Consider the following 26396-nt stretch of genomic DNA (forward strand, 5'->3'; position numbering starts at 1 on the left):
GGTTTATTGAGCATAAAAACACCTCACCATTTCTTATGATGAGGCTATCATACCGCGGCCGATACGCTATTTATAGTCGGTCTGTTATTGGGTGCTTACCTTAAGACTATTCTTCTTCCTGATAATGATACGAGCGTGAGCCAACCTTCCAACTTCCAACATTCTGTCTCCCAGCTTGCTGGCAAACTATAATTGAGCTGCAATCGGTTAGTTACGCTTTGACGATAGGCGATAGTCCAGTAGCTAATTGTTGTTATTAAGACGGAATCTATTTTTGACTGGTCTTTACTATAAAGATCAGTCAAAATAAAGTTAGTTCAAAATAGAAAATAGTTTTGGCACAACAATTAAAAAGAATTCGACAAAAGCGTTGTCTCAGAATACGATGTTGATTTCTTACCAGAGAGTTACTTGTTGGGAGAATGTTACCAGGTTAACTGAATCAAATTTGTGGCTGGCTTAGCTGGTTTTGCTAATAAACTATGCGCAGGCTTCCTTAAGTTGAATAGCAATCTCGAATTATGAGCAACAAAAAAGTCCACCAAGCGGTGGACTTTTCTTGTTACACTCAATTTTTCAGGTAACCTATTACTTAATTACGTTCTCTTTTCTTGAAGCCGAATAGTGAACCACCTAATAATAAGGTACCTAACATAGCCAGAACACCAGCTTGGGCAGTGTCATCACCAGTTTGTGGTAAAGCAGTTGCCTTGAAGGCACCAGTTGCTTTCAATTGTGATGCGCTGGTTGTCGCTTTGTCAGCAGCATCTAAGGCAACGTTGATTGCTTTAGCAGTAGCGGTTTTAGTGCTTTGTGCCTTTTTAGCAGCTGCGGCATTGTCAGCCTTAGTTGCAGCTGCTAAAGTTTCTTCAGCTTTGTCCAAATCAGCTTTAGCAGTAGTTAAAGCGGTTTGGGTTGTTTTAACCTTAACATTAGCTATAGCTAGAGCAGTTTGAGCTTCTAACAAGGCCTTACGAGCAGCGGCTAAATTAGCGTCAGCATTCTGTAATGCATCTAATTTAGCTGTGTCGGTAGCCAAAGTTGATTTAGCAGTAGCCAAAGCTTTTTGAGCAGCCGTTAAAGCCTTTTGAGCTGTAGTTAGAGCAGCATTAGCTTTGTCTAAAGCAGCTTCCTTAGTTGTGGCAACGGCTTGAGCAGCAGTTAAGGTAGCTTGTGCATCAGCTAACGTTGCTTTAGCAGCCGCAATAGCAGCAGGTAAGTCAGCTAGCTGGCCTTGATAAGTGGCTAATGCAGCCTGATCAGTGGCTAATTTATCTTTAGCAGCAGTTTGAACGTCTTCGGCAGCGCTTAAGATAACTTGTTTAGCATCTTCATCTGCAGTAGCAGCGTCTAAGGCTTTTTGAGCAGTATCTAAAGCTTTGGCAGCAGTATCAGCAGCGGCTTGTTTGTCTTTAGCTGTTGCCGTAACGGAAACCAAGGCAGTCTTAGCGGCAGTTAATGCGTCCTGAGCGTTTGCTAAGGCGTCTGGGTCGGCTTGTTTAGCTTGTAGATCAGCTAAGGAAGCTTCGTCGGCCGCTAATTTATCTTTAGCAGCAGTTTGAACAGCTTCAGCAGCACTTAAGACAGCTTGCTTAGCATCTTCGTCTGCTGTTGCGGCATCTAAGGCAGTTTGGGCATCGTCTAATGCTTTGCTGGTCTTGTCAGCTGCAGTTTGTTTTTCAGTGGCAACTGCTTGCGCCGCGGTCAAAACTTGATTGGCGTTATTAAGTGCCGTCTCGGCTGCAGCTAAATCATCAGCTTCTGCAGCTTGCTGGGCCTTTAGCGTATCGAGTGTGGCCTGATCTTTAGCCTGTTTGGCCTTCGCCGCAGTTTGAACTTCCTCAGCAGCGCTTAAGATTGCTTGCTTGGTATTTTCATCAGCAGTAGCAGCATCAAGGGCTTGTTGCGCCTTAACAATTGCGGACTGATCGCCTGATTTTGTTGCTTCATCTAAGGCATCTTGTGCAGCAGCAGTAGTAGCCTCAGTGGCTTGCTTGTCTTTCAAAGCAGCTTGAGTTGCGCTGCTAGCAGCATCAACGTCGGCTTGGTCGCTAACTAAAGTTGCTTCAGCAGCATCAATGGCCGTTTGTGTTTTATTGAAATCATCAACTGATTTTTGTGCGCTGTCGGCTTTTCCTTGAGCGGACGTAACGGCAGCATTAGCAGTGGTCAATTCGCTTTGAGCACTGTTATTAGCCTCAGTAGCAGTATCAACATCAGTTTGAGCTGCAGCCGTTGCTTTTTCAGTTTCTTGTTTATCAGTTAAAGCTGCTTGGGTTGCGCTGCTGGCAGCATCAACTGCTTCATTATCATCGGAAACTTGTGTGGTCAGTTTATCAATGTTATTTTGCAAAGTTGTTGGATCTAATTCAGTAACAGCGGCTTGAGCGTTGTCAACGTCAGTTTGAACACCAGCGAGAATTTCGTTAGCGGTATCAGAAGCATTCTGAGCGTCGTTGTTGGTCTTTGTTGCGTTATCAACATCAGTTTGAGCTGCAGCTGTTGCTTTTTCAGTTTCTTGTTTATCGGCTAAAGCAGCTTGAGTTGCGCTGCTGGCAGCATCAACATCGGCTTGATCATTCACAATGTCAGCTTGTGTATCTTTGATTTTATCTTGTAATTTATCAACTGTCAGATCATCCAAAGCTTGTTGATCGTTGTCAACATCAGTTTGGGCTGCATCGACTGCTTTTTGTGCAGTTGTTGCGGCCGCGTTAGCATTGTCAGCGTTAGTTTTGGCTGTGTTAGCCGCAGTTTGGGCCGCGTCCGTTGTGCTTTGAGCTTTATCGACGTTGGTTTGATCAGTTGCAACTTGTGTTTTTGCAGCACCAATCGCTTCATCAGTTGCAGCTGCTTTATTAGCAACGGCTTCATTAACGGCTTGGCTGGCGTCACTAACTTGTTGTTGTGCGTTAGCCTGGTCAGTTTTGGCTGTATTAGCCGCAGTTTGCGCAGTATTAACATTAGTTTTAGCTGTGCTGACTGAATTTTGTGCAGTTGCTTTAGCTGCTGTTGTGTCAGTAGCTTTAGCAGTAGTGGTTGCTGCTGTAGCAGTTGTCTTAGCTGCAGTAGTGGTATCCGTCTTAGCTGAGGTATCAGTTGTGGTTGCAGTATTATTAGTTGTTTGCGCTTGATTTTCGGTTGTTGGTGTATTTTCTGTAGTAGTAGTCGACGATGAGCCGGTTGAAGCAGCAGGTACAGTAGCACTGGTTGCAGCGTCTGCATTTTGAGTATTAACTGTGAAAAGTGCCCCAGCAGCGACAAGTGTGCCTGCTGCTAAAACGGTGTGACGTAATTTGGTTGTTGTTGACATATGATGTTCCCCCATATCCATTTTTTTAATTTTGATACACAGATGAACTTGGAACCCGACCGGCAAGCACCATAACAGCGATTGCCCTAAAATTTGTGATGAAAAAAACTACCAAACAATTAATAAGCATAGTCTACCATTAATTCGCTTACATTTACATTCTTTTTTGAACATTATGTGAATTTTTTTTGAAATCATGTGCATTAACGTGTGTTTGTGAAGCTATCCGCAATTTTTAACCGAAAAATAGGCACAAAAAACAGTTCACAAAAGAAGTGATATAGACCATTACAATAGGAAATAAGTTGCTGATCAAGTTGTCGGCGTTTGCGGTGATTTTAGTTTAAACGTTTGCTTGAAAACGAAGAACATTATCTTTCTATAATCAGACTAATAAAATAAATAAGCGCAAATAGATTACTTGTCTGGACACTGATCGGCCGATCCCATTAAAATAATTATCAAAAGCTAATTAAAACAAAAACTCTGGTCGTTAATTTAAGTGAAAAGACAATGGTCTAATCGGGCTGAATGGCGGCAAACTAGTACAGCTGACTGGCCTTTTTAAAATTGATTTTGCTACCACTATGTCTAGAAAAACATTGTTAATGATCACTATTATGCAGATAATGATCATTTACCGAACAGGAGAAAATGATCAATATGACCAAACAGATAAGCTATTTTACCATGCCATTAAGCTGATCTTTTAATAAAAAGTAATCAAGCACTTTTGTGAATTAATGAATATTTGAATATCTTTTAATTCTATTCATAATAACTTAAATAGAATTTCACAGGTGATGATGTCACGATTAAGCGACAGCTGACCAGCGTGTTGATGAGATATTTTTAATCCTAAATGGCTTTACAAAATGCTAGAATCCTGTATAATTATTTATGTTGTTATGGCCCGTTGGTCAAGTGGTTAAGACACCGCCCTTTCACGGCGGTAACATGAGTTCAAATCTCGTACGGGTCATGTCTAATGCCGTCTTAGCTCAGTTGGTAGAGCATCGGTATCGTAAACCGAGGGTCACAGGTTCGACTCCTGCAGACGGCATAATTGAAGAAGCACGCTAAGTCCTTGATACAAAGACTTAGCGTGCTTCTTTTGTTTTCAGAGCTGAAAAATTGATCACAGCAGATTTAGTGCCGCGTTTTGAGATAGAAGGGATCCAAATAACATTGTTGACATCATTTGGATTTAAACATTCCATTCAGTTGTTTAAACATTTGCCGATCAAACATTTTATACGATAATTTACGGGCGGCAATAACTAACATTGTCATTGCGAAATTAGGCTGATATCTGGTTTTTGGTTTTCTTGCGTTAATTGACTTTAGAATCAACGCCGCGATTTGTTCCGGTGTAGTGGAGAAGTTAGCAAAGCTACCGTTGGCGTAGTTAGTGACCCAGTCACGATAAGCAGAGGCTGGCGGTGTTTGTTCCAGTAAATTCTTCATTGCGATGTTACCCCACTCGGTTTTTGTGCCCCCTGGTTCAATGATGATCACATCGATTCCAAATTGTTTGACTTCCATTCGCAGCGTATCACTTAGTGCTTCTAGTGCATGTTTCGAGGCGTAATACCAACCGGCGAGTGGGGCGTACATTTGACCACCGACAGATGAAATATTGACAACTTTACCGAAATGCTGCTGGCGCATGAGCGGTAACACCAGCTGGGTCAGGTTCATCAGGCCAAATACATTAACCGCAAATTGATTTTTTGCTTCTTCTGGGGACACATCTTCTAAGGCACCTTGTGAGCCATAGCCAGCTGAATTCACGATCACGTCAATTGATGAACACTGTTTTTTTACGGCGTCTATAAATGCTTGGTTTGATGCTGGTTTCGTAACATCAAGTGCGTGGATGGTAATATTTTGAGCGGCGAGGTCTTGCATATGATCAACTCTACGAGCACCGGCAAAGACTTGGTAACCTTGATTGTGTAAAAGGATTGCAGTGGCCTTGCCAATACCTGCAGAAGCACCAGTAACGATGGCGGTTTTTTTATTCATTTTTTAGTTGCTCCTTTTTATAAGTGATCGGTCAGTTATAAAACAATCAAAAAATTAAAGCTGATCACTGATCAGCTTTAATGACCTTCCAACATAAATTAGTTGCTTTTTCAATTTGTTCGCGAGTTAAATTTAAATTACGTGTGTAGGTGACTTCAAGTAAGGAGTTAAGCGCATTAAACGTGAAAGCAACGATCACATCTAAAGTTAAATTTTCAATTTGACCTATTTGTTGCCCATACTTGATCAAATCGATAATATCATGATTGCGGTTCGTTAGCGCTTGATAAACATTGGTTTCGATAAGCTCAGGGGTGTTATTAATGATATTCATAAACAGTGCCTGTTTAGGATTATCCCACAGCGCTTGACAGTAATTTGTAAATAATCGTTTAATTTCTTTTTCAACATTTGGTGGTTTCGCGACAACTTTTGTATGACTAGCGAGCATGTCCCTTGTCTCAACGTAAATTGAAGTCAGCATTTTTTCTTTACTTTCGTAATTAAGGTAAATAGTAGCTTGTGGGACGTTGGCCTGCTTAGCAATTTTGGACATACTAAGATTTTGATAACCATCGTTGATCGTAATGTCATAAACTGCATTTTTGATTGCAATTAGATTTTGAGGATTTTTTTTTCGCATGAGGCTAATATAACTGATCGCTCAGTTATTGTCAATAAATATGGTGTTGTCAGGCCAGAATCAATTGGGTAAGTGAGCATAAAGTTGTACTTTTGGTCGTGTCAGGGGGCTTAGGTTTTGTCTGTTGTTTCTTTCGATAAACTTAAATTTAATTACTTTTACTGTGATAATAATTGTGTATTCTTGAATACTTATCAAATAAGGAACCGTAACATTGGCGTTTAAATTGGCCGCCATACAAGCGACTAGTTTATTCAAAACCCAGCTGGATACTAACCACTAGCGGTTTTGCACTACTATTTTTGTGCTATAGTTGAGCATAAATAACGCTGTTAGTTGCTGAAAGCCATCATACTTGGCCTGGCAGCTTTTTTAGAACAAGTATCAGAAAGGGCGGGTACAGGATGATTATATAAATTGTCGTGGACTGCTGATTTAAAGGGATGAGCAAAATAGTAGACAGTAGAAATTTACGCTTACGCGGTATTGGCTTGGCAATTGCTGGGCCACTATTATGGGGATTTTCTGGGATCGCCGCACAAGCATTATTCACTTCCTATCAGGTGGCGCCACAGTGGTTAGTATGTGTACGTATGATCGGTGCGGGCATATTACTGTTATTATTTGGTTTTGTTACTAGGCCTAAAGTAATGCGCACATTATGGCAGCAACCGCGGGCAATCGGTGCGTTGGTCATTTTCAGCTTTAGCGGCATGTTGCCAGCACAACTGACTTATTTCATGGCGATCAAGTACAGCAATGCGGCTACAGCGACAATTTTACAGTTTCTTAGTCCGGTATTGATCATTATTTATTTAGCTTTACGGCATTGGCGGATGCCGCGCAAGGTGGATATATTCTCATTGGTGTTGGCCTTAGTGGGAACTAGCTTATTGGTCACACATGGTCAGCTTGATCGGCTCAGCATTTCCCATGTTGGTTTTTTCTGGGGGTTATTAACGGCACTGAGTACAGCAGTTTATACGATTTTTCCTAGGCAGCTATTACGTGAATTTGGTGCAATTGCCGTTGTTGGTTGGGCAATGTTACTTGGTGGCTGCGGTTTATTACCTTTTTTACACGGTACGCCAACGCCAGTGCTGAATTTTCAAAGTATTCTGTTGCTCGTTTTTGTGCTCGTATTTGGCACTTTATTTGCTTACTTATTTGTTCTACAGAGCTTGCGCTTTATTGCACCAACCATGACCAGTTTGTTAGGCGCCTTCGAGCCGCTTACAGCAACGATTTTGGCGGTTTTGATTTTTCAGATTCGCTTTGGTTGGCCGGAATTGCTGGGCACCTTATTGATCCTTGGTACTACTGGTCTACAGGCATTGGCTACTTCAAAAAGTAGTATGTAAGAAAAATAAGCAGACGTGACCGTCACAACGGCTTCTGATATTGAAAGTTAGTTTGATAATTTAAGAAAAGTAAAAAAGATAATAGATGTTGATGCGGCGGGCTTAGCTTCGTTTTTTTGTTGCTGACTGGACCTGATTGTTCAAGTTATTTTGGTTCATTGATTTGTTGGCTAGTTTTACAAAGTGAAGAGGTTCAGGTATGAAGAAAGCGACTAAATTAACGCTTTATTGTGTGAGCACGATTATTGTTTTGCTGCTGATCGGTTATCTGTACATCGATTTTCATACTGATGTGACCACTTTTCTTAATGCTTTTGAACATAATCATGAATTGCGACATGATATCCAACGGCATCAAAATGACCCATTGATCATGGCCCTACTTGTTATCTCGATCGGTTTGATGGCCGCAATTCCATTTCTGCCAATTTCAGTTTTTTGTATTATTATTGGCGGGGTTTATGGTGTTTACTTTGGCGGCCTGATCAATTTGTTAGGCATTGCGCTTGGTAATAGCTTAGTTTTAGTGAGTCTACGCTACACGCATTTATCACATAAACTGCAAACTCATCCCATGCGCTTTATTGATAAGATAGCCCAACGCGGTCATCCGCTGATCGGATTAACGATCGGTTATGGTGTACCAGCACTGCCAACTATTTTTGTAAATCTAATGGCGATCCATTTGCAGTATAAGCCGAAACAATTAATCGGACCAATATTAATTGGCAGCGCACCGGTGGCTTTTGTCTATGCTTTTGGCGGCGATCTTTTCAGTAATGGTAATATTATGATCGGAATTTTAGTGTTACTGTTGCTCACTTTAAGCCTGATCGTATTTTTTAAACGAACGGCGGCTACTAAGTGATTTTAGCCTTCACGACATGGAAGCATAATTGTGGTGGCTGCCTTTTAGTCACGCAGTGCTTGTACGATTGATTTTGTTAGTAATTTATTAGTTAGGCAGCCTTTCCCACAACTGACATTTTCACTTACAAATGATAAGATACAGCTGAAACTAACTAAGCTAAGGAGACTCAGATGAAAACTTATTCGATCGGCGAAGTAGCCAAAATGATGAAGCTGTCGGTAGAGGCCATTCGCTATTATGACCATGCTGGGCTGTTGCCATTTGTTAAACGTGATTCAGGTGGTCGACGGCGTTTTACTGAAGATAATGTGCAGTTGATGCGTATGATTCTTGATCTTAAAAAGGCAGGCGTACCGATCAAGGAGATTGCTTATTTTGTTTCTTGGCGGCTGGATGGAGATGACTCGTTAGCTACACGATATGATTTTTTGAGTCAGCATGAGCAAGTACTGGAGGATCAGATCGCACAATTGGAATCTTCACTAGCTTATTTGCGCTTCAAGAAATGGTACTACAAAACCGCCGCTGCCGCCGGTACTGAGGCAATTCATTTGTTACCTAATTCCAAACAAGTCGATCCAAATACTTATAAGAAATACGATCACCTACTGGCTTCAGGTCACACGGCACGGGAACTTGGCGATAAATAGTTAAACAAAGTGCTTGACCTATAGTTAACTACAGCTTGTAAGATACACTCATTGACTTATCAATAATAAGTATTAAGGAGTGATCTTATGTTTTTACTTGCGTTAGTTCCAGTACTGATGGGTGGTGGCCTAGCAATGCAGACGGCCGTTAATTCGAAGTTACGGCAATATGTTGGTTCACCATATTTGGCTTCGGCGGTGTCGTTTACCGTCGGTGCGTTATTCTTGCTTATTTTGACCGTATTTTCAGGTGTCGCGCCGTTTATTTCGTTAAATATTTTTACGAGTAATCCTTGGTGGATCTGGCTTGGTGGCCTGCTAGGTGTTTTGGGGATGACAGTTAATTTATTGTTATTTCCGCGTTTAGGCAGTATTCAAACGGCAGTGTTACCCTTATTTGGTCAGATCATCATGGGAATTCTGATCGATCAGTTTGGCTTGTTTGGTTCACTACGATCTGGGCTTACCGTGGCGAAGATGATCGGTGTCTTGTTAGTTACGGTGGGAATGGTCGTTGCAACTGGGATGCTTGGTGGATCAACGAAGTCAACTACAGCTAAAGCGCCTAATCATTTTCTATTACAGTTATTGGGCATCGGTTCTGGTTTTTTGATGGCTAGTCAAACTGCGATCAATGGGCATCTGGGCGTTGTACTTGGTTCTTCTGTTCACGCAGCCTTAATTTCCTTTTTTGTCGGTGCAGTCCTATTGCTATTTTTATTATTGGGATTACATTTACCGTTGCGTGAATTGGGTAAAGCCGTTCAGGCCGGCGGTTCGTACTGGTGGATCTGGCTCGGTGGCTTCCTTGGTGCGCTGTATGTGTTTGGCAGCGCATGGCTGGTGCCGCAGATCGGCACCGGCCAAGTCGTGGTCATTGCCTTATTTGGTCAATTATTTTTTAGCGCGTTGATCGATCATTTTGGATTATTCGAATCGATCGTCAATAAAGTAGCGCTGGCGCGGATCTGCGGTCTAGTGACGATGTTTCTAGGCGTTGCCGGAATTCATTTTCTATAATGCTAGTGTTGATCATCTTCCTTGGAGGATGATTTTTTTGTCCCCAATAATACGGATACACACTGATTTACTTTTATCGGTATCCAATAATAATAAATACTAAATACAATATAAAATGTTTGGTATACCTAAAAAAGTATTCAAATTATCTAATTTACGTTGTATAATGGTGTTGGTCGAATGAATCGATGGCCAGAAAGGTGTGTAGTAGTATGGGAAAAAACGAAACAACACCGCGTAAGCATAAATTGATTCAATACGCGAATGGGCCTTCATTAGAGGAGATCAATGGCTCGGTCGAGGTGCCTAAAGGCAAAGGGTTTCTAAAGACTTTGTTTATGTATTCTGGACCGGGGGCGTTGGTGGCGGTTGGTTATATGGATCCTGGGAATTGGTCGACGTCGATCACCGGCGGGCAAAATTTTCAGTACTTATTGATGTCTGTTATCTTGATGTCAAGTTTGATCGCGATGTTACTGCAATACATGGCGGCTAAACTTGGCATCGTGAGTCAGATGGATCTTGCCCAGGCGATTCGTGCGCGTACTAGTAAGGCATTGGGAATCGTGCTGTGGTTACTGACGGAGTTAGCGATCATGGCGACCGATATTGCCGAGGTCATTGGCGCTGCGATCGCCTTGTACTTACTTTTTCACATTCCGCTAGTGATCGCCGTTTTTGTCACAGTGTTAGATGTTTTGTTATTGCTATTATTGACCAAAATTGGTTTCCGCAAAATTGAAGCGATCGTGGTTTGCTTGATTTTAGTTATTTTACTGGTATTCGTTTATCAAGTGGCGTTATCGCATCCTGATTGGGGCGGGGTTTTTGCTGGTTTGATGCCCCGAGCAGAAACTTTTTCCAGTGCAACTAAGATCGGTGGCCAAACGCCTTTGACTGGGGCTTTAGGGATCATCGGGGCCACGGTGATGCCGCATAATTTGTACTTGCATTCGGCTATTTCACAAACGCGGAAGATCGACCACAATGATGAAGCCGATGTGGCGCGGACGGTGCGGTTTGCTAGCTGGGATTCCAATATTCAGTTGACGGCGGCTTTCTTCGCCAACGCATTATTGTTGATCATGGGCGTGGCCGTATTCAAAACTGGTGCGGTCAAAGATCCGTCATTCTTCGGTTTATTCCAAGCTTTGTCAGATACGTCAACGTTAAGTAATGGTTTATTGATCAGCGTGGCGCGGTCAGGTATTTTATCAACGTTGTTTGCGGTCGCTTTGTTGGCCTCCGGGCAAAATTCAACGATCACCGGAACGTTAACGGGTCAGGTGATCATGGAAGGCTTCGTTCATATGCGGATGCCACTATGGTTACGGCGGTTAGTCACGCGCTTGATCTCTGTGATCCCAGTTTTGATCTGCGTTATGATGACCAGCGGTAAAAGTGCGATCGACGAGCATACGGCGCTAAATACATTGATGAACAACTCGCAAGTCTTTTTGGCCTTTGCCTTGCCGTTTTCAATGTTGCCGTTATTAATGATGACTGACAGTGCTGTGGAAATGGGTCAACGATTTAAAAATTCACTTTGGGTCAAGATATTAGGCTGGATCTCAGTTATCGGGTTGACTTATTTGAACTTGATCGGCTTGCCTGGTCAGATCGAAGGGTTCTTTGGCACGAATGCAACCAAAGGTGAGTTACATTTAGCGGATAATATTGCTTATTTGCTGATCGTTGCTGTGTTGGCATTATTAGTATGGACGGTTTATGATCTGTACCGCGGCAATAAAAAATACGTTGCCAAACTGGCAGCAAATATTGGTTAGGAGGCGTGTTGATCAATGAAATTTTCCCGAATTTTAGTTGGTGTTGATGATTCTGATGATGCTTTATTAGCGTTTAAATATGCGATTGATCGGGCTAAAACCGATCGGGCCGAATTGATCATTGTTTCGATCTTAGAAAATGAAGAAATGAATGTCTATGAAGCGCTTAGTAAAGACTACGTTCATGGGCAACGGGCTGATCTAGAAAAGCACATTCTAGACTATCAACGGCAAGCTCGGACAGCGGGTGTCGAAATTGTGCGCACCATCGTTTCTGAAGGTGAACCAGGTGAAGTGATCGTTAAGGATATTATTCCGCACGTTAAGCCTGATTTATTAGTTATTGGCTCTGAATCGAAGAAGGGCTTAGCCCAACATTTTGGTAGCCAAGCCGCCTATATGGCTAAATACGCACCGATCTCAGTGTTGGTGATCCGGTGAATTAATTTGTGACGGCCTTAAGTGAAACGCGATTGCGGCGTAGCTTAAGGCTTTTTTATTTTGGCTAAGTTAATTCAGTGCATTTTCCAGCTAATTCAGTAATAATACAGTTAAAATCTTGGCGCAGTGAAAGGAGCACCGGTGATGAATGCTGAACAAACTGACCGGCTAAACGACATCTACAACTTGATCCTCAATCCAGCAACCCGTGATTGGGAACGGCAACAATTAGTTGTTCTGAAAAGCGCGGTTGAAAACGGTGCTAACTTTAAGGCGGAATTAGCGCGTTTAGAGGCTAGTTTGCGGCCGTTAGCGGTGCGCAACAATCTGACCCCTGATCTGACTGATTTTTATCAACGGATCACAGGAAACACAGTGGCGACGTTTGACTTAACGCGGCACTATGCTGTTGATGGGCCAAATGAAGAACGCGCCATTTTTGCTGGCGGTTGTTTTTGGTGTATGGTCGAGCCGTTTGATACGCGACCAGGGATCATCGCGGTGATCTCTGGTTATACTGGTGGGCACACAAAAAATCCCACTTATGAGCAGGTGGTCGGCCAATACACCGGTCACGTGGAGGCGGTGGAAATTATTTTTGATCAGCGGATTGTCAAATACGTCGATTTAGTCAGTTTATTTTGGCAGATCACTGATCCCACCGATGACCAAGGCCAAATGGATGACCGCGGTAACCATTATCGACCGGTGATTTTCGTGCGTAATGCCCAACAACGCCAGATCGCCACTGCTTCTAAGGCAGCGTTGGCAGCCTCCGGTAAATATAAAAAGCCGATCGTTACTGCGATTGAGCCGGCACAAAAGTTTTGGCCAGCGGAAAATTTTCATCAGGAATTTTATAAGAAGAATCGCCAGCGGTATAAGCGGTTGGAACACACGCGCCAACAGTATTTGGCGCTGCAACATCTGCGTAGTAAGATTCGGGTAAGATTACAAAAGTTTAAGCAGAAATTTTAGGGCAAAAATTGTGGTCAATTTGGTTGCTAAATGTAATTAAAAGTATTACAGTTAAAAACGTAGAGCCATGTTTCTTGCGGCGCGATTCTTGCCACAAGAATGGTCACCGTCCGTAACATCAGGAAGTTATTAGCGTCTTTTGCTAATAACTTATCACTTTTTGTGGAGTAGAGCCATGTTTCTTGCGGCATGATTTTTGCCACAAGAATGGCCACTGTTGCCGGTTTTCGACAACCCTGTTTAGCAAGTATCGGCTAGACCATTTATTCGCCAAATAGAACTTGCTTCCCGTTGTCGATTAGACTAAGCCGAAAACCGGCAAGTCTAAGTCGCATCGTCCGTAACATCAGGAAGTTATTAGCGTTTTTTGCTGATAACTTATCACTTTTTGTGGAGTAGAGCCATGTTTCTTGCGGCATGGTCTTGGCCACAAGAATGGCCATCGTCCGTAACATCAGGAAGTTATTAGCGTTTTTTTGCTAATAACTTATCACTTTTTGTGGAGTAGAAAGGAAGGATATCATGAGTAATGTATTGATTCTAGGGGCAGCCGGCAAGATCGCTCGGTTGGCTGAACAGCAGTTGTTAGCCGAAACCAAGGCCAAATTAACTTTATTTTTGCGCCAGTCGCAGCGTTTGGGAACCGTTGATGCTAGTCGGGTGCAGGTGATCGATGGGGACGCCACAAATCAGGCTCAGTTGGTCAGCGCTATGGACGGTCAAGATATTGTTTACGCCAACTTGGCCGGTGCTAATATTGAAGAGCAGGCAACTAAAGTCGTGGCCGCCATGCAACAAACTGATGTTAAGCGTCTGCTTTGGATCTCCACATTAGGTATTTATGATGAGGTTCCCGGCGCGTTTGGTAAATGGAATCATCAGATGTTAGATGGTGGTTATTTGCAGACATATGCCGCTGCGGCTAAAGTGATCGAAGCCTCTGATCTGGATTATACGATCATTCGGCCTGCATGGTTATCCAATAAGGATGAAGTTAAGTTTGAAACAACGGAAAAGGGCGAGCATTTTAAAGGGACAGAAGTTTCCCGTAAAAGTGTTGCTGACTTAGTCACTAAATTGATTCAAAAGCCAGATCAAGAAATTCGCCACTCAATTGGGGTCAATAAACCGAATACTGCCGGTGATAAACCTGAATGGTATTAAAAATAACAAAAAATGAAAGCTGTTTTAGAATTTACTGATTTAGTCGGTAAATTCTTTTTTTTGCGCGGAATTATGCGGATAGGCTGCATTAATATGAGAAAAAGTCAGCCCATAATTGACGGTGTTTACTACTTTGCATTATAATACTAATTATGTGACAACTCTAAGAAGAGGATGTGAAGCGCCGGTTAAATTGATCATCGGTTTTAATACAACTAGATACATATTAGTAAATTTAGTTGGGTGACTATGAGTAGTGTGTATTTACAGTTAAGAAATTAATGAGATAAGTAAATGGTGAAAGGAAGTTAAAATTGAATAACAAAGAGGAAAAAACCTTCTTGGGCCAACCACGTGGCTTGATGACACTGTTCTTCACTGAATTCTGGGAGCGGTTCAGTTATTATGGGATGCGTGCGTTATTGGTCTTCTACTTGATCGACACAGTCAAACGTGGTGGGTTAGGTTTTGATGAGGCAACGGGTGCCTCGATCATGTCGATTTACGGTTCGTTAGTGTATATGTCTAGTGTGATCGGTGGCTTTATCGCTGACCGTTTACTAGGTAGTCGCCGGACGGTTTTTTGGGGTGGCGTACTGATCATGTTTGGGCATATTGTTTTGGCCATGCCATTTGGCCAGGGTGCACTGTATGGTTCCATCGCCCTGATCGTATTAGGGACCGGCTTACTGAAGCCTAACGTTTCTGAAATGGTCGGTACTTTGTACACCAAAGACGATGTTCGCCGTGATTCTGGCTTTACGATCTTCGTCATGGGGATCAACGCCGGTTCACTTTTGGCACCTTATGTTGTCGGTTCAATTGGTCAGCAAGTTAACTATCATTTAGGTTTCTCACTCGCTGCGATCGGGATGTTCTTCGGTTTGATCCAATACTGGCGTGGCGGTAAAAACTTAAGTGAAGCCAGCATGCGGCCTGGCGATCCAGTTTCAGAAGATGAAAAGGCTGGCTTGATCCGTAAAATTGCTGCGATCGTGATCGTCGCGTTGGTGATCTTCGGTTTGATGGCTGTTGCCGGTAAGTTTAACGTGACTAACGTTATCTTAGTCTTCAGTATTTTAGGTGTCTTACTACCGATCAGTTACTTTGTCATGATGCTTTCCAGTCGTAAAACGACTAAGGTTGAACGTTCACGGGTTTGGGCTTACGTGCCATTGTTCATTGCCAGTGTTCTTTTCTGGTCAATTGAAGAACAAGGTTCGGTTGTTTTAGCTTTATTCGCTAAAAACCAAACTATTTTAAACCTTGGGTTCGTTAATCTGTTACCATCTTGGTTCCAGTCATTGAATCCATTATTCATTATTTTGTATGGACCAATTTTTGCTTGGTTCTGGGTTAAATTAGGTAAACATCAGCCATCAACACCGGCTAAATTTGCCTATGGTTTACTTTTTGCTGGGGCTTCATTCTTAGTAATGATCATCCCAGTTTCATTGTTCGGTCAGCAACGGGTCAGCGCTTTGTGGTTGGTTCTCAGCTGGGCGATCGTCGAAATTGGTGAAATGTTGATCTCACCAGTCGGCTTGTCCGCAACCACTAAGTTGGCGCCAAAAGCGTTCCAGTCGCAGATGATGAGTATGTGGTTCTTAGGTGATGCTGCTGCCCAAGCAATCAACGCGCAGATCGTGCGCTTGTACACACCAGCTAACCAGATCATGTACTTCGCAGTGATCGGGATCATTACCGTTGCTTTCGGGATCATCCTAGGATTCATGGTACCGAAGATCAAAGGTTTAATGGAAGGAATCAACTAGCAGGTTAAAAAAGTATTGTTGCGAGCAAGCGACAATACTTTTTTTACATGTTTCCGCAAAATCAGTTTAAAGCATAAATCTAATCAAAAATGTGTTAGGCTTAGCCTGACACATTTTTAGTGCCTTGAGAAAGTAGGTGGGTGAAATGCGTAAAGTGGCGATGACCAGTGACAATCATTTTGATATCAATCGAGTAGATATTGCTGCAGTAGTGGCGCAACAAGTGACCTATTTACTGACACAACAGGTCACCGATTATTTGATCGCCGGTGATCTCTTTAATGATTTTCGTGAAACGGTGGCTTACGTTGAGCAAATGGCGCAGCAATTGCAGCCGCATTGTCGGGTTTTCTTTATTGCTGGTAATCATGATATGGTGCGCGGCACTGATTTTAGCGAATTACAAAGTCGCGTTAATACGCATTATGCCCATCAGAAGTTAATTACTTTTCCCGGCACCGATTATGTTTTGATCGGTAATAATGGTTGGTACGATTATCAATTTGCCCAGCTACCAGGTAAAACGATGACCGATTTTGCCCACTGGAAAAAAGCGTTTTGGATCGACGGGGTGATCGAACAGCCGCTTAGTGACCCAGAAAGAATGGACCTGGTATTGGCGACCACAGAAAAGCAATTACGGCAAGCAAAGGCGCAGCATAAAAAAGTATTATTTATGACGCATTTTGTTCCCCAAGATGCTTATATCATTCACCAACAACGTGCACTGCTGGAAACAGGGAATGCGTATATGGGTTCGCCACGGTTAGGTGCCTTGTTGCAGCAATATCAGGTGGCATACGTGTTGTTTGGGCATACGCATTTTAAATATCCGCCGCATCAAATTGCCGGCACCACTTATTTGTGTCGCCCAGTGGGCTACGGAACAAAGCGGCGGCATGAGTGGCGCTTTGGCCGTGACTTTATCAGTGAATGGCGCGCATGTTTGCAAATTTTAGATTTGACTTAGGGTCTGGCTGGCTAGATAGAAAAAGCTTGCATTTTGTAGAAAAATTAGATAAACTATTTAGTGTTGAAAAACTTATGGAGGAGTAGCGAAGTGGCTAAACGCGGCGGACTGTAAATCCGCTCCTTCGGGTTCGGTGGTTCGAATCCACTCTCCTCCATTGATTGGGATATAGCCAAGCGGTAAGGCAACAGACTTTGACTCTGTCATGCGCTGGTTCGAATCCAGCTATCCCAGTAAAATAGCGGCGCTTTGAGAAGTAACGGTAAACTTTGCCGTTACTTCTTTTTTTGTTGACAGTCGCGCAAATTTTCGCTAGGCTCAAATCAACGCCTAACTTTTTAGTTGGTGCAGTAGGTTAATGAAGTTAGTTAAATAGTTATTATTTGCCAATGAATTTGGCGTAAAGGTGGCGCGAAATAACCGCCTTTTGAGTGTCATGTATTATTAGCTTAGGAGGCTTAGTATGAAAATTGGTTTTATCGGCGCTGGGCATATGGCGCAAGCAATCATGATCGGTTTGTGTCAACAAAAGTACGTTCCCGCGGCGGATATTTTGGTTCATAGTGCGCATGAAAGTACTTATCAACCTTTTGCTGACGAATATGGGTTGACCGCCGTTGCCAGTAATGCTGAGGTGGTCAAGCAGGCGGAGATCGTGATCTTAGCAGTACCAGCGGCCCAAACGCTGGAGATTGTGGCGGTTTTACAGGAAGAATTAGCGACTAACCGGCCAATTTTAGTTTCAGTTGCTGGCGGGATATCGCTGGCGCAGTTGCAGGAAAACGCTGATAGCACTGGCCTGAGTATTATTCGAGCAATGCCGAACGTTAATGTAGCCATCGGTCAAGGCATGACCGCTTTAGTAACTGGTCAGGCAACGCCAGCCGCGGATCTAACCCAGATCGAACAATTATTTAAGGCCTTAGGTGATACCACACCATTAGCGGAAAAGGATTTTGCCACTTTCAGTGCTTTGGCCGGTAGTGCGCCTGCCTACGCTTATCTCTTTATTGACGCATTAGCGCGCGCGGGGGTCAAATACGGTTTGAACAAACAGATCGCGACTAAAATTGCGGCGCAAACGGTGTTAGGTAGTGCGGCTAACGTAGCGGAAAGTGCCACTAATCCGTGGAATTTGATCGATCAAGTTTCTTCACCTGGGGGCACGACCGTTGCTGGTTTGTTGGCCATGGAAGAAGCAGGGTTAATGACGGCGGTGGTCAAGGGAATTGATGCCACCATTGCCAAAGAAAATAAGGCCTAGTGGTGTTGTGTCACCGCTACCAATAGTGGTTAAGCTTCAGAAAAAAAGCAAAGCGTTTCTAGATGCGGCTTGCCAGGTAAAGTTAAGTTGGCTTGAAATTTTGGTCTATACCGATTATAATGTGATTGTTGATTAAAACAGTTGGCAAAAGGTGCTATTAAAATTGGAATTGAAATGAAAAGGTGGAAGATAAGTAATGACTGTAAAAGTGTTAAAGCACGCGACGATCTATACCGGTGACGATATCATCGACGATGGTTTTGTACGGTTTGACGACAAAATTTTGGCGGTTGGCGCAATGGAAGATTTCAAAAATTATCCTGGCGATGAAGTTATTTTAGCAACCGGTAAGACGATCATCCCTGGTTTCATTGATGTCCACAGTCATGGTGGCTATGGCTTTGATGCCATGGACGGTAACGCTGACGAGATCGACGCTATGGTTCAAAAAATGACTAAAAACGAAGGTATCACCACTTATTTTGCTACAACCATGACCCAATCTAATGCTAACATCGAAAAAGCGATGCGCGGTGTTAAAACTGCTGCCGATCGCAACCCAGTTATCAAAGGGGTTCATTTGGAAGGCCCATTCATTTCTGCTAAGTTTAAGGGTGCACAGCCTGAACAATATATTAAAGATCCTGATCCTGAATTACTCGATCACTGGAACGAATTGGCGGGCGGTTTGGTCAAATTGATCACTTACGCCCCAGAAGATGATCACGCTAAGGAATTTGAAGATTATTGCTTAGCCCATAATATCGTGCCGGCCGTTGGTCACAGTAATGCAACCCGGGAACAATTATTGACCAGTAAAGCTAGCCACGCAACCCATTTGTACAACGCTCAGCGTGAATTCAAGCATCGTGAACCTGGTGTTACCGGCCACGTGATGTTGGAAAATAACATGTACGCCGAATTGATCATGGATGGTTTCCACATTGTGCCAGACATGCTTGAACTAGCTTTCGATCAAAAAGGCCCAGAACGGATCGAATTAGTGACTGATTCCATGCGTTCAAAAGGGATGCCTGAAGGCGAAAGTGAACTGGGTGGACAAAAAGTCTTCGTTAAAGATAAACAAGCCCGCTTAGCTGATGGGACCTTAGCTGGTTCCGTTTTGGAATTCCCGGACGCGTTTAAGAATGCCATGAAATTTACTGAAGCTGATTTGTACGATGCTGTTTTGATGAGCTCGGTCAACCAAGCTAACGAGTTTGGTTTGACCAGCAAAGGCGGCATTGCTGTTGGCAAAGATGCGGATATGAATATTATTGATAATGCAGCTAATTTATTAGAAACATACAGCTACGGCCGGCATTTTGTTCGTGATGCTGACTAAAATTTTAAAAAAACAACGACAGAGTTCGCCGATCATTGCCGAACTCTGTTTTTGTTAGGTGTGCCCTAAAAGCAGTTAGATTTTAAGCTATGGTGCTACTAAGTTAATTGGTCAACCTTGTTTTCCAGCATACTTTAAGTTAATAGTTGCCTTTTTGCGCTAAATTGGACTATATTATTCTTAATTAAGCGATTGTTGGGGGAACCAGGTTTCTTGCGGCGTGGTCTTGGCTACAAGAATGGTTAGCGACCGTAACAGCCATGCTCATTCGCCTGTTCGGCCAATGAGCAACTTATGATGTGAAGTAGAGAGGAGGTAAGCTCATGGAATCACCGGTTTATATCAAGATTCATAATTCAATCAAACGCGATATCGAAGGCGGTAAATGGGCGGTTGGTGACCGCATTCCGGCGGAACGTGAACTAGCCGTGACTTTTGGCGTCAGTCGGATGACTTTACGCCAAGCCATTCAGACTTTGGTGGATGAGGGGATTTTAGAACGACGCGTAGGTGCCGGTACTTATGTGGCTAATCAGAAAGTTCAGGAAAAAATGTCGGGCGTCACTAGTTTTACTGATATTATGTTGGCGCAGGGTAAAACGCCGTCTAGCAAAACGGTTTCCTACCACGTGGCCAATCCATCCTTATCAGAAAAAGAGAAATTGAAGTTAGCTGAAGATGCTCAGGTTTTGCGAATGGAACGTATTCGCTATGCGGATGGGGTACCGATCAGTTTTGAAGTGGCGACGGTACCGGAAGCTTTAGTTCGGCAATTCAGCAAGCCAGAAGTTACTAGTTCGCTGTACCGAACTTTAGAGCGTAAAGCTGGCTTAACGCTAGGTGGTGCGCAACAAACGGTGACCGCGCAGACCGCGTCAGAACGTATTGCAGAATTATTGGACATTAAGCGCGGCGATCCTATTTTGCGTTTGCGGCAGCTATCCTTTTTAAAGGGCGGCGAACCTTTTGAGTACGTACGCACACAATATGTAGGTAGTCGTTTTGAGTTTTATCTAGAACGCTAAATAAACCGCTTACCGGTCAGTCTACTGGTAAGCGGTTATTTTTTAACAGATTAAGGGCGCTTAAATTTTGCGTTTAAGTTAAATTTAGCGGAAATTAGTGCTATTTTTGGCGTAAATTATATACAATAGGATAAATGGCTGTCGTGCTTGGTGCGCGCAGCAAACTCGGTACCCGAAAGGTAGAATTTTAATGAATACTCAAGTAACGGCAGTGATCGTCACCTATAATCGCTTAGCATTGCTCAAAGAAAGCATCGCTGCGGTATTGGCGCAGACTTATGCGGTGACCAAATTACTGGTGATCAACAATCATAGCACTGATGAAACGCAGGCCTATTTAGCAACACTTGATGATCCACGGCTACAAGTGTTTAATCTCAGTGAAAATTTAGGTGGTGCCGGTGGGTTTACCTTAGGCTTACAACGGAGCTTCAACGAAACGCCAAGCGATCTAGTCTGGTTGATGGATGATGATACGATTCCAGAAACTGATACTTTGTTGGAGTTGGTTAAAGCGGCGCAGCAATTAAACGGTCAGTTTAGTTTCTTAAGCTCAAATATTCGCTTACTTGATGGTCGCCCGAATAATGTACCAGAAACCACTAAAAATTGGTCGGCCAAGTCAGCGGCTGGTTTGATCCAACTGCAGTCAGGGTCCTTTGTATCCTTACTAGTTGCCCGTTCGGCGGTAATGGCTGTCGGTCTGTCGATCCCTGAGTTCTTTATCTGGTTTGATGACATTGAATTTACGCGGCGCTTATCCCGTTACGCACCGGCTTATATGGTGTTAGCGGCTAATGTGTTACATAAAACAAAAGGTGGCCGGGAGCCAGATATTTTGACCGATAGCCCGCAGCGGCTACCATTGTATTTCTACTATTTCCGTAACAAATATTATTTAGAGCGCGTGACTGCTGGTCGCAAAGGCGCGTTTAAAGAGTCTTATCGGAATTTCGGTAAGTTGCTGCACGTGTTATTTGGTAAGCAACCACAGCGCTTCCGTAAAGCACGGATTATTTTACGTGGTTGGCATGCAGGCAAACAATTTCGGCCGAAAATTCGCCGGATCAAAGTAGAGTAGGTGACCGAGATGCAATTAACGGCGGTGGTCGTTTTCTACCAAACTGAATTAGCAGCTGCGCCAACACTACAGTCGCTGCAACAGGCAATAACGCCGGCATTGCAGCCTTTTTTGGCGCATATCCATTTTGTACTTTATGATAATTCACCTCACGCGCATACGACCGCAGCGTTGACTTGGTTACCGGATTTTGAATATCAACATGATCCCCGTAATTTGGGCATCGCTACTGCCTACAATGCTGGATTACAGGTGGCTAAGCAAAAGCAAAGTCAGTATTTATGGCTGTTAGATCAGGATACCCAGTTAACCGCTGCGTTTTTAACTGAATTACAACAACAATTGCCGACAACGACGGCGCAGGCAATTGTACCTCAGATCGAAGCCAGCGGCGTGCGAATGTCACCGCGCGATATTCGCTCACCTTTCAAGGTGGTTCCGCTGGCATCTGGCCTGCAGCGTCATGTTTTAGCAATCAATTCGGCGGCTTTGCTCCAAGTTGCTTTTTTACATCAGCTTGGCGGTTTTAGTGCGGCCTTTCAATTGGATTTTTTGGATAACTGGTTATTTTATCAATTAGACCAACAACAAGGAACGGTTCAAGTTTTGCCAAGTGTTTTACACCATCAATTGTCGGTGATGAATACTCAGCAGATCAAAATGCCCCGCTACCGCAGTATTATCACCGCAGAGTGGCGCTATTATCATCAATACCAGAAAATCAGTGAGTGGCATTATCGTGGTCATTTGCTATTGCGTTTTGCTAGCCAGTTATTACTAAAGCGCGATTTTACTAAGGCCAGTTATTTATTGAAATTTATCTTCGGGCGGCGGCCGGAGTAGTTTTTTACCCCTTGTGGTTTTGTGGTAAACTATTGGAGGTTAGACCGAGTTACACTTGGTCAGAAAAACGATTAAAGTGATTTAGGAGGAACGTTCAAATGAAAGGTATCATTTTAGCTGGCGGCTCGGGAACCCGCTTGTATCCCGTTACGCGGGCTATTTCAAAGCAATTGATCCCGGTCTATGATAAACCGATGATTTATTACCCCTTATCCAGTTTAATGCTGGCGGGAATTCAGGATATTTGTATCATTTCTACACCCAAGGACACCCCGCGGTTTGAAGAATTATTCCAAGATGGGCATGAATTAGGGTTGAACATTTCCTACAAAGTCCAAGCTAAGCCTAATGGATTGGCCGAAGCCTTTCTATTGGCGGAAGACTTTATTGCCGGTGATTCCGTTTGTTTGATCCTTGGTGACAATATTTTCTATGGCGGCGGGCTCTCCAAAATGTTGCAACAAGCAGCGGCTAAGCAAGTTGGCGCTACGGTTTTTGGCTACCATGTTAATGATCCAGAACGGTTTGGGGTGGTTGATTTTGATGAAAATCATCACGCTATTTCCATCGTCGAAAAGCCAGCGCACCCAACTAGTAATTACGCGGTCACTGGCTTGTATTTCTACGATAACCAAGTGGTGGATATCGCTAAGCAGATCAAGCCGTCACCGCGCGGCGAGTTAGAGATCACGGACGTCAATCAAGAATATTTGCGTCGGGGTCAGTTGGATGTCCAATTAATGGGCCGCGGTTTTGCTTGGTTGGACACCGGTACCCACGCGTCATTGCAACAAGCATCCAGTTTTATCGAAACCATCCAAACGCGCCAAAATTTGGAAGTTGCTTGTTTGGAGGAGATTGCCTACCGGATGGGCTACATCGGTAAGGATAAATTGCTGGAGTTAGCGCAACCATTGAAGAAAACTGAATATGGTCAGTATATGATCCGTTTGGCAACGGATCAATTGGATTATTTAGGCTAGTACGGCCCAAAAACACTTAGTTTTTACGCACCAGCCGACTATTTCACGATAATGGCCGTTTTATTTTATGTCATTAAGAAGGAGAAACTCATGAACGTACTAAAAACAAGCTTACAAGATGTCCGTATCGTTGAAACCGACGTATTCGGCGATCACCGCGGCTTTTTCACAGAAACTTATACGAAAAACAAATTCATCGCCGCTGATATTGATAACGACTTTACTCAAGACAACCAATCCTTGTCCGTTGAACCCGGCGTATTGCGCGGGATGCATTACCAATTAGCGCCTTACGCGCAAACCAAGTTATTGCGCGCCATTACCGGCGTGATCTATGACGTGCTAGTTGATGTTCGGAAAGGTTCACCGACATACAGTCAGTGGGAAGGTTATATTCTCAGTGAATATAACCATCGTCAATTATTAGTACCAAAAGGCTTTGCCCATGGCTTTGTCACCTTGACGCCAAACGTGAACGTGGCCTATAAAGTGGATGGCTACTACGAACCTAAAGCTGACCGTGGCATCGCCTATGATGATCCAGCGATTGGCATTAAATGGCCGATGCCGTTGGATCACTTAGTCTTGTCGGAAAAGGATCAACATCATCCATTGTTGAAAGACGCGGAATTAAACTTTACTTGGGAGGCTAAATAATGAATCTGTTAGTTACCGGTGGGGCCGGCTTTATCGGCGCTAATTTTGTCCATTACTTTTTGGCCGCTCATCCCGCAGATACGATCGTCAACTTGGACTTATTGACCTATGCTGGCAATAGCCATAATTTGGACGATCTTAAAGACGAACCGCGTCATCATTTTGTTCATGGCAACATTACGAATCGTGAGTTAGTGACCCATTTGGTTCATGAATTCAACATTGATGGCATCATTAACTTTGCCGCCGAATCCCATGTAGATCGTTCAATTTTACACCCGGAAGTCTTTATCGAAACCAATGTTCAAGGCACGTTGGCCTTATTAGATGTGGCCAAAAAAGAAAACGTGGGTAAATATTTGCAAGTTTCCACCGACGAAGTTTACGGCACACTAGGCGCTGAAGGCTATTTTGAAGAAACCTCACCGCTACAACCAAACTCACCATACTCCGCTAGTAAAGCATCCGCGGATATGATTGTGCGCGCTTACTATGAAACTTACGGGCTGAACGTGAATATTACCCGCTGCTCCAATAACTACGGCCCGTACCAATTTCCGGAAAAGTTGATTCCTTTAATGGTTTCCAACGGTATGGAAGGCAAGGACTTGCCAATTTATGGTGACGGCAAAAATATTCGCGACTGGTTATACGTCACCGATCATTGCCGCGCCATTGACCTCGTTTTCCGTGAAGGTAAAAAAGGCGAAGTCTACAATGTGGGCGGGCATAATGAACGGACCAATAACCAAATTGTCCACCGCATCGTTGAAGCCTTGGACTTACCGGATTCACGGATCAAATACGTGGCGGATCGTTTAGGTCATGACCGGCGTTACGCTATCGACCCGAAGAAGATCGAAACCGAACTGGGTTGGCAGCCGGAATACACGTTTGATACTGGCATCGTCAAGACCATTAAGTGGTTTGAGGATAATGAAGCTTGGTGGCAGCCGCTGAAACAACGGGCAGGGTTAAAATAAGCAGTGAAGTGCATTTTAACTAGCCAGTGTGATTTAAAAAATACCAGCGTTTATGCTTAACCGCGTTTGTGAATAGCGAGTGTTGAATTTGTTTTCTGATGCGGTTTGTTGCGCTACCTGTTATCAAGGTAGCAGCTTACTTTGTGGCGGTGAAGCGGCCGTTTTTTGAGCGATACTTCTAGTAAAAAGATACGAATAGAAACTGGGGGCAAATGACAACGTGCTTGAATAAAGCCGGAGCGTACGTTTGCCTACCTTGCTTTACCACGATCAGACATCATCAAAAAGGCGTTTGTCCGCTTGACTGGGTTTTAAGTCAGTTGGCCGGCAGCGGCTAACTTTATTTTGGAAAAGGAGCAGTGATCATGCGAATTTTAATTACCGGCGCTAACGGCCAATTAGGGACTGAATTGCGCCATTTGTTGGATGGTTGTGAAACGGCCTATCGAGCACCTAGTAGCAGTGAGTTAGATATCACCGATCAGGCGACAGTGACGGCTTATTTCACTGACTTTCAACCGCAGGTGGTTTATCATTGTGCGGCTTATACTGCCGTGGATGCGGCGGAAGAAGCACCTGGAAAAGCAATCAATCAGCGGGTCAATGTTGATGGGACTGCTAATGTTGCGGCGGCAGCTGAGCACGTGGGGGCAACCTTAGTCTATATCAGTACGGACTACGTTTTTGCTGGTGATCAGACCGCGGAGTACACAGTTGACGCGCAGCCAGCACCACGCAATGAATATGGGCGTGCGAAGTATGAAGGTGAACAGGCTATCCAGCGTTTAGTAACAAAATACTATATTATCCGCACATCTTGGGTTTTTGGGGAATACGGTAAAAACTTTGTTTATACCATGTTAAACTTGGCCAAAACCCATGATCAGTTAACGGTAGTAGATGATCAATTTGGCCGGCCTTCTTGGACCCGAACGTTAGCCGAATTCATGACTTTTGCCGTTGACCACCAGTTGGCTTACGGCATTTACCACTTATCTAACCAGAACAGCTGTAACTGGTATGAATTTGCGCAGGCCATTCTTAAGCATCAGCAGGTAACGGTAAGTCCAGTGACTTCAGCTGAATATCCTCAAAAGGCTTGGCGGCCCCGGCATTCACTTCTTGATCTTAGTAAAACAGAAGCGACTGGTTTTAAAATTCCCACTTGGCAGGAAGCATTGGCGGCCTTTATTCAGGATATCAATGCCTAGTCT

22 protein-coding genes and 4 tRNA genes are annotated in these 26396 nt (G+C 43.6%); 23 read left to right on the forward strand and 3 right to left on the reverse strand.

Going from position 1 to position 26396, the window contains the following annotated elements; all coding sequences use genetic code 11:
• Nucleotides 1-592: 592 nt before the first annotated feature.
• Nucleotides 593-3313: an LPXTG cell wall anchor domain-containing protein gene (locus FFM78_RS01835; protein WP_171001814.1), complete on the reverse strand. Its 2721-nt coding sequence runs from the start codon at nucleotides 3311-3313 to the stop codon at nucleotides 593-595.
• Between the two features lie 910 nt (nucleotides 3314-4223).
• Here FFM78_RS01835 and FFM78_RS01840 point away from each other — a divergent pair.
• Together FFM78_RS01840 and FFM78_RS01845 are read left to right on the forward strand one after the other, a co-directional pair.
• A tRNA-Glu gene (locus FFM78_RS01840) sits at nucleotides 4224-4295 on the forward strand.
• 8 nt (nucleotides 4296-4303) lie between these two features.
• Nucleotides 4304-4376, forward strand: a tRNA-Thr gene (locus FFM78_RS01845).
• Between the two features lie 134 nt (nucleotides 4377-4510).
• On the opposite strand, the gene FFM78_RS01850 is transcribed toward FFM78_RS01845, so the two are convergent.
• Both FFM78_RS01850 and FFM78_RS01855 read right to left on the reverse strand, forming a co-directional pair.
• Entirely contained in the window at nucleotides 4511-5341 is an 831-nt protein-coding gene (locus FFM78_RS01850; protein ID WP_137636740.1) for an oxidoreductase, read from the reverse strand.
• Between the two features lie 64 nt (nucleotides 5342-5405).
• Nucleotides 5406-5984 (reverse strand): TetR/AcrR family transcriptional regulator, encoded by a 579-nt coding sequence (locus FFM78_RS01855; RefSeq protein ID WP_137636741.1) that lies wholly within the window; start codon nucleotides 5982-5984, stop codon nucleotides 5406-5408.
• 443 nt (nucleotides 5985-6427) lie between these two features.
• Between FFM78_RS01855 and FFM78_RS01860 the strand changes: the two genes are divergently transcribed.
• The 21 genes from FFM78_RS01860 to rfbD all read left to right on the forward strand — a co-directional run bounded on the left by FFM78_RS01860 (nucleotide 6428) and on the right by rfbD (nucleotide 26393).
• Nucleotides 6428-7345, forward strand: a complete 918-nt coding sequence (locus FFM78_RS01860) for an EamA family transporter (protein WP_137636742.1) — start codon at nucleotides 6428-6430, stop codon at nucleotides 7343-7345.
• A 199-nt stretch (nucleotides 7346-7544) separates the two neighbouring features.
• Complete coding sequence (locus FFM78_RS01865) at nucleotides 7545-8213, forward strand: VTT domain-containing protein (RefSeq protein ID WP_137636743.1); 669 nt, start codon at nucleotides 7545-7547, stop codon at nucleotides 8211-8213.
• Nucleotides 8214-8386: 173 nt separating this feature from the next.
• Nucleotides 8387-8866, forward strand: a complete 480-nt coding sequence (locus tag FFM78_RS01870) for a MerR family transcriptional regulator (protein WP_137636744.1) — start codon at nucleotides 8387-8389, stop codon at nucleotides 8864-8866.
• An 87-nt stretch (nucleotides 8867-8953) separates the two neighbouring features.
• On the forward strand, nucleotides 8954-9886 hold the full coding sequence (locus FFM78_RS01875; RefSeq protein ID WP_137636745.1) for a DMT family transporter: 933 nt from the start codon (nucleotides 8954-8956) through the stop codon (nucleotides 9884-9886).
• Between the two features lie 212 nt (nucleotides 9887-10098).
• Nucleotides 10099-11673 carry an Nramp family divalent metal transporter gene (locus FFM78_RS01880; protein ID WP_137636746.1) on the forward strand — a complete coding sequence of 525 codons (1575 nt, stop codon included), beginning with the start codon at nucleotides 10099-10101 and terminating at the stop codon, nucleotides 11671-11673.
• Between the two features lie 15 nt (nucleotides 11674-11688).
• Nucleotides 11689-12114 carry a universal stress protein gene (locus FFM78_RS01885; protein ID WP_137636747.1) on the forward strand — a complete coding sequence of 142 codons (426 nt, stop codon included), beginning with the start codon at nucleotides 11689-11691 and terminating at the stop codon, nucleotides 12112-12114.
• Nucleotides 12115-12258: 144 nt separating this feature from the next.
• On the forward strand, nucleotides 12259-13092 hold the full coding sequence (gene msrA, locus FFM78_RS01890) for a peptide-methionine (S)-S-oxide reductase MsrA (protein ID WP_137636748.1): 834 nt from the start codon (nucleotides 12259-12261) through the stop codon (nucleotides 13090-13092).
• A 522-nt stretch (nucleotides 13093-13614) separates the two neighbouring features.
• Nucleotides 13615-14256, forward strand: a complete 642-nt coding sequence (locus FFM78_RS01895; RefSeq protein ID WP_137636749.1) for an SDR family oxidoreductase — start codon at nucleotides 13615-13617, stop codon at nucleotides 14254-14256.
• Nucleotides 14257-14570: 314 nt separating this feature from the next.
• Nucleotides 14571-16031 carry a peptide MFS transporter gene (locus tag FFM78_RS01900; RefSeq protein WP_137636750.1) on the forward strand — a complete coding sequence of 487 codons (1461 nt, stop codon included), beginning with the start codon at nucleotides 14571-14573 and terminating at the stop codon, nucleotides 16029-16031.
• 145 nt (nucleotides 16032-16176) lie between these two features.
• Complete coding sequence (locus FFM78_RS01905) at nucleotides 16177-17001, forward strand: metallophosphoesterase (RefSeq protein ID WP_137636751.1); 825 nt, start codon at nucleotides 16177-16179, stop codon at nucleotides 16999-17001.
• 76 nt (nucleotides 17002-17077) lie between these two features.
• Nucleotides 17078-17158, forward strand: a tRNA-Tyr gene (locus tag FFM78_RS01910).
• Nucleotides 17159-17163: 5 nt separating this feature from the next.
• A tRNA-Gln gene (locus FFM78_RS01915) sits at nucleotides 17164-17235 on the forward strand.
• Nucleotides 17236-17464: 229 nt separating this feature from the next.
• Complete coding sequence (gene proC / locus FFM78_RS01920) at nucleotides 17465-18265, forward strand: pyrroline-5-carboxylate reductase (RefSeq protein ID WP_137636752.1); 801 nt, start codon at nucleotides 17465-17467, stop codon at nucleotides 18263-18265.
• Between the two features lie 196 nt (nucleotides 18266-18461).
• Nucleotides 18462-19610: an N-acetylglucosamine-6-phosphate deacetylase gene (gene nagA, locus FFM78_RS01925; RefSeq protein WP_137636753.1), complete on the forward strand. Its 1149-nt coding sequence runs from the start codon at nucleotides 18462-18464 to the stop codon at nucleotides 19608-19610.
• A 323-nt stretch (nucleotides 19611-19933) separates the two neighbouring features.
• The gene (locus FFM78_RS01930; protein WP_137636754.1) at nucleotides 19934-20635 is read left to right on the forward strand and encodes a GntR family transcriptional regulator; all 702 of its coding nucleotides are present in this window, start codon (nucleotides 19934-19936) and stop codon (nucleotides 20633-20635) included.
• 190 nt (nucleotides 20636-20825) lie between these two features.
• On the forward strand, nucleotides 20826-21716 hold the full coding sequence (locus FFM78_RS01935) for a glycosyltransferase family 2 protein (protein WP_137636755.1): 891 nt from the start codon (nucleotides 20826-20828) through the stop codon (nucleotides 21714-21716).
• 9 nt (nucleotides 21717-21725) lie between these two features.
• The gene (locus tag FFM78_RS01940; RefSeq protein ID WP_137636756.1) at nucleotides 21726-22559 is read left to right on the forward strand and encodes a glycosyltransferase family 2 protein; all 834 of its coding nucleotides are present in this window, start codon (nucleotides 21726-21728) and stop codon (nucleotides 22557-22559) included.
• 98 nt (nucleotides 22560-22657) lie between these two features.
• Nucleotides 22658-23542, forward strand: coding sequence for a glucose-1-phosphate thymidylyltransferase RfbA (rfbA, locus tag FFM78_RS01945; RefSeq protein WP_137636757.1), 885 nt, complete (start codon nucleotides 22658-22660; stop codon nucleotides 23540-23542).
• A gap of 90 nt (nucleotides 23543-23632) precedes the next feature.
• Nucleotides 23633-24199: a dTDP-4-dehydrorhamnose 3,5-epimerase gene (rfbC, locus tag FFM78_RS01950; protein WP_137636758.1), complete on the forward strand. Its 567-nt coding sequence runs from the start codon at nucleotides 23633-23635 to the stop codon at nucleotides 24197-24199.
• Nucleotides 24199-25182 carry a dTDP-glucose 4,6-dehydratase gene (rfbB, locus tag FFM78_RS01955; protein ID WP_137636759.1) on the forward strand — a complete coding sequence of 328 codons (984 nt, stop codon included), beginning with the start codon at nucleotides 24199-24201 and terminating at the stop codon, nucleotides 25180-25182. The genes rfbC and rfbB overlap by 1 nt, the downstream gene beginning before the upstream one ends.
• Before the next feature lie 365 nt (nucleotides 25183-25547).
• Entirely contained in the window at nucleotides 25548-26393 is an 846-nt protein-coding gene (rfbD, locus tag FFM78_RS01960; protein ID WP_137636760.1) for a dTDP-4-dehydrorhamnose reductase, read from the forward strand.
• Nucleotides 26394-26396 lie beyond the last annotated feature (3 nt).

The sequence above is a fragment of the Loigolactobacillus binensis genome (genome assembly GCF_005405165.1).
GTDB classification, from domain to species: domain Bacteria; phylum Bacillota; class Bacilli; order Lactobacillales; family Lactobacillaceae; genus Loigolactobacillus; species Loigolactobacillus binensis.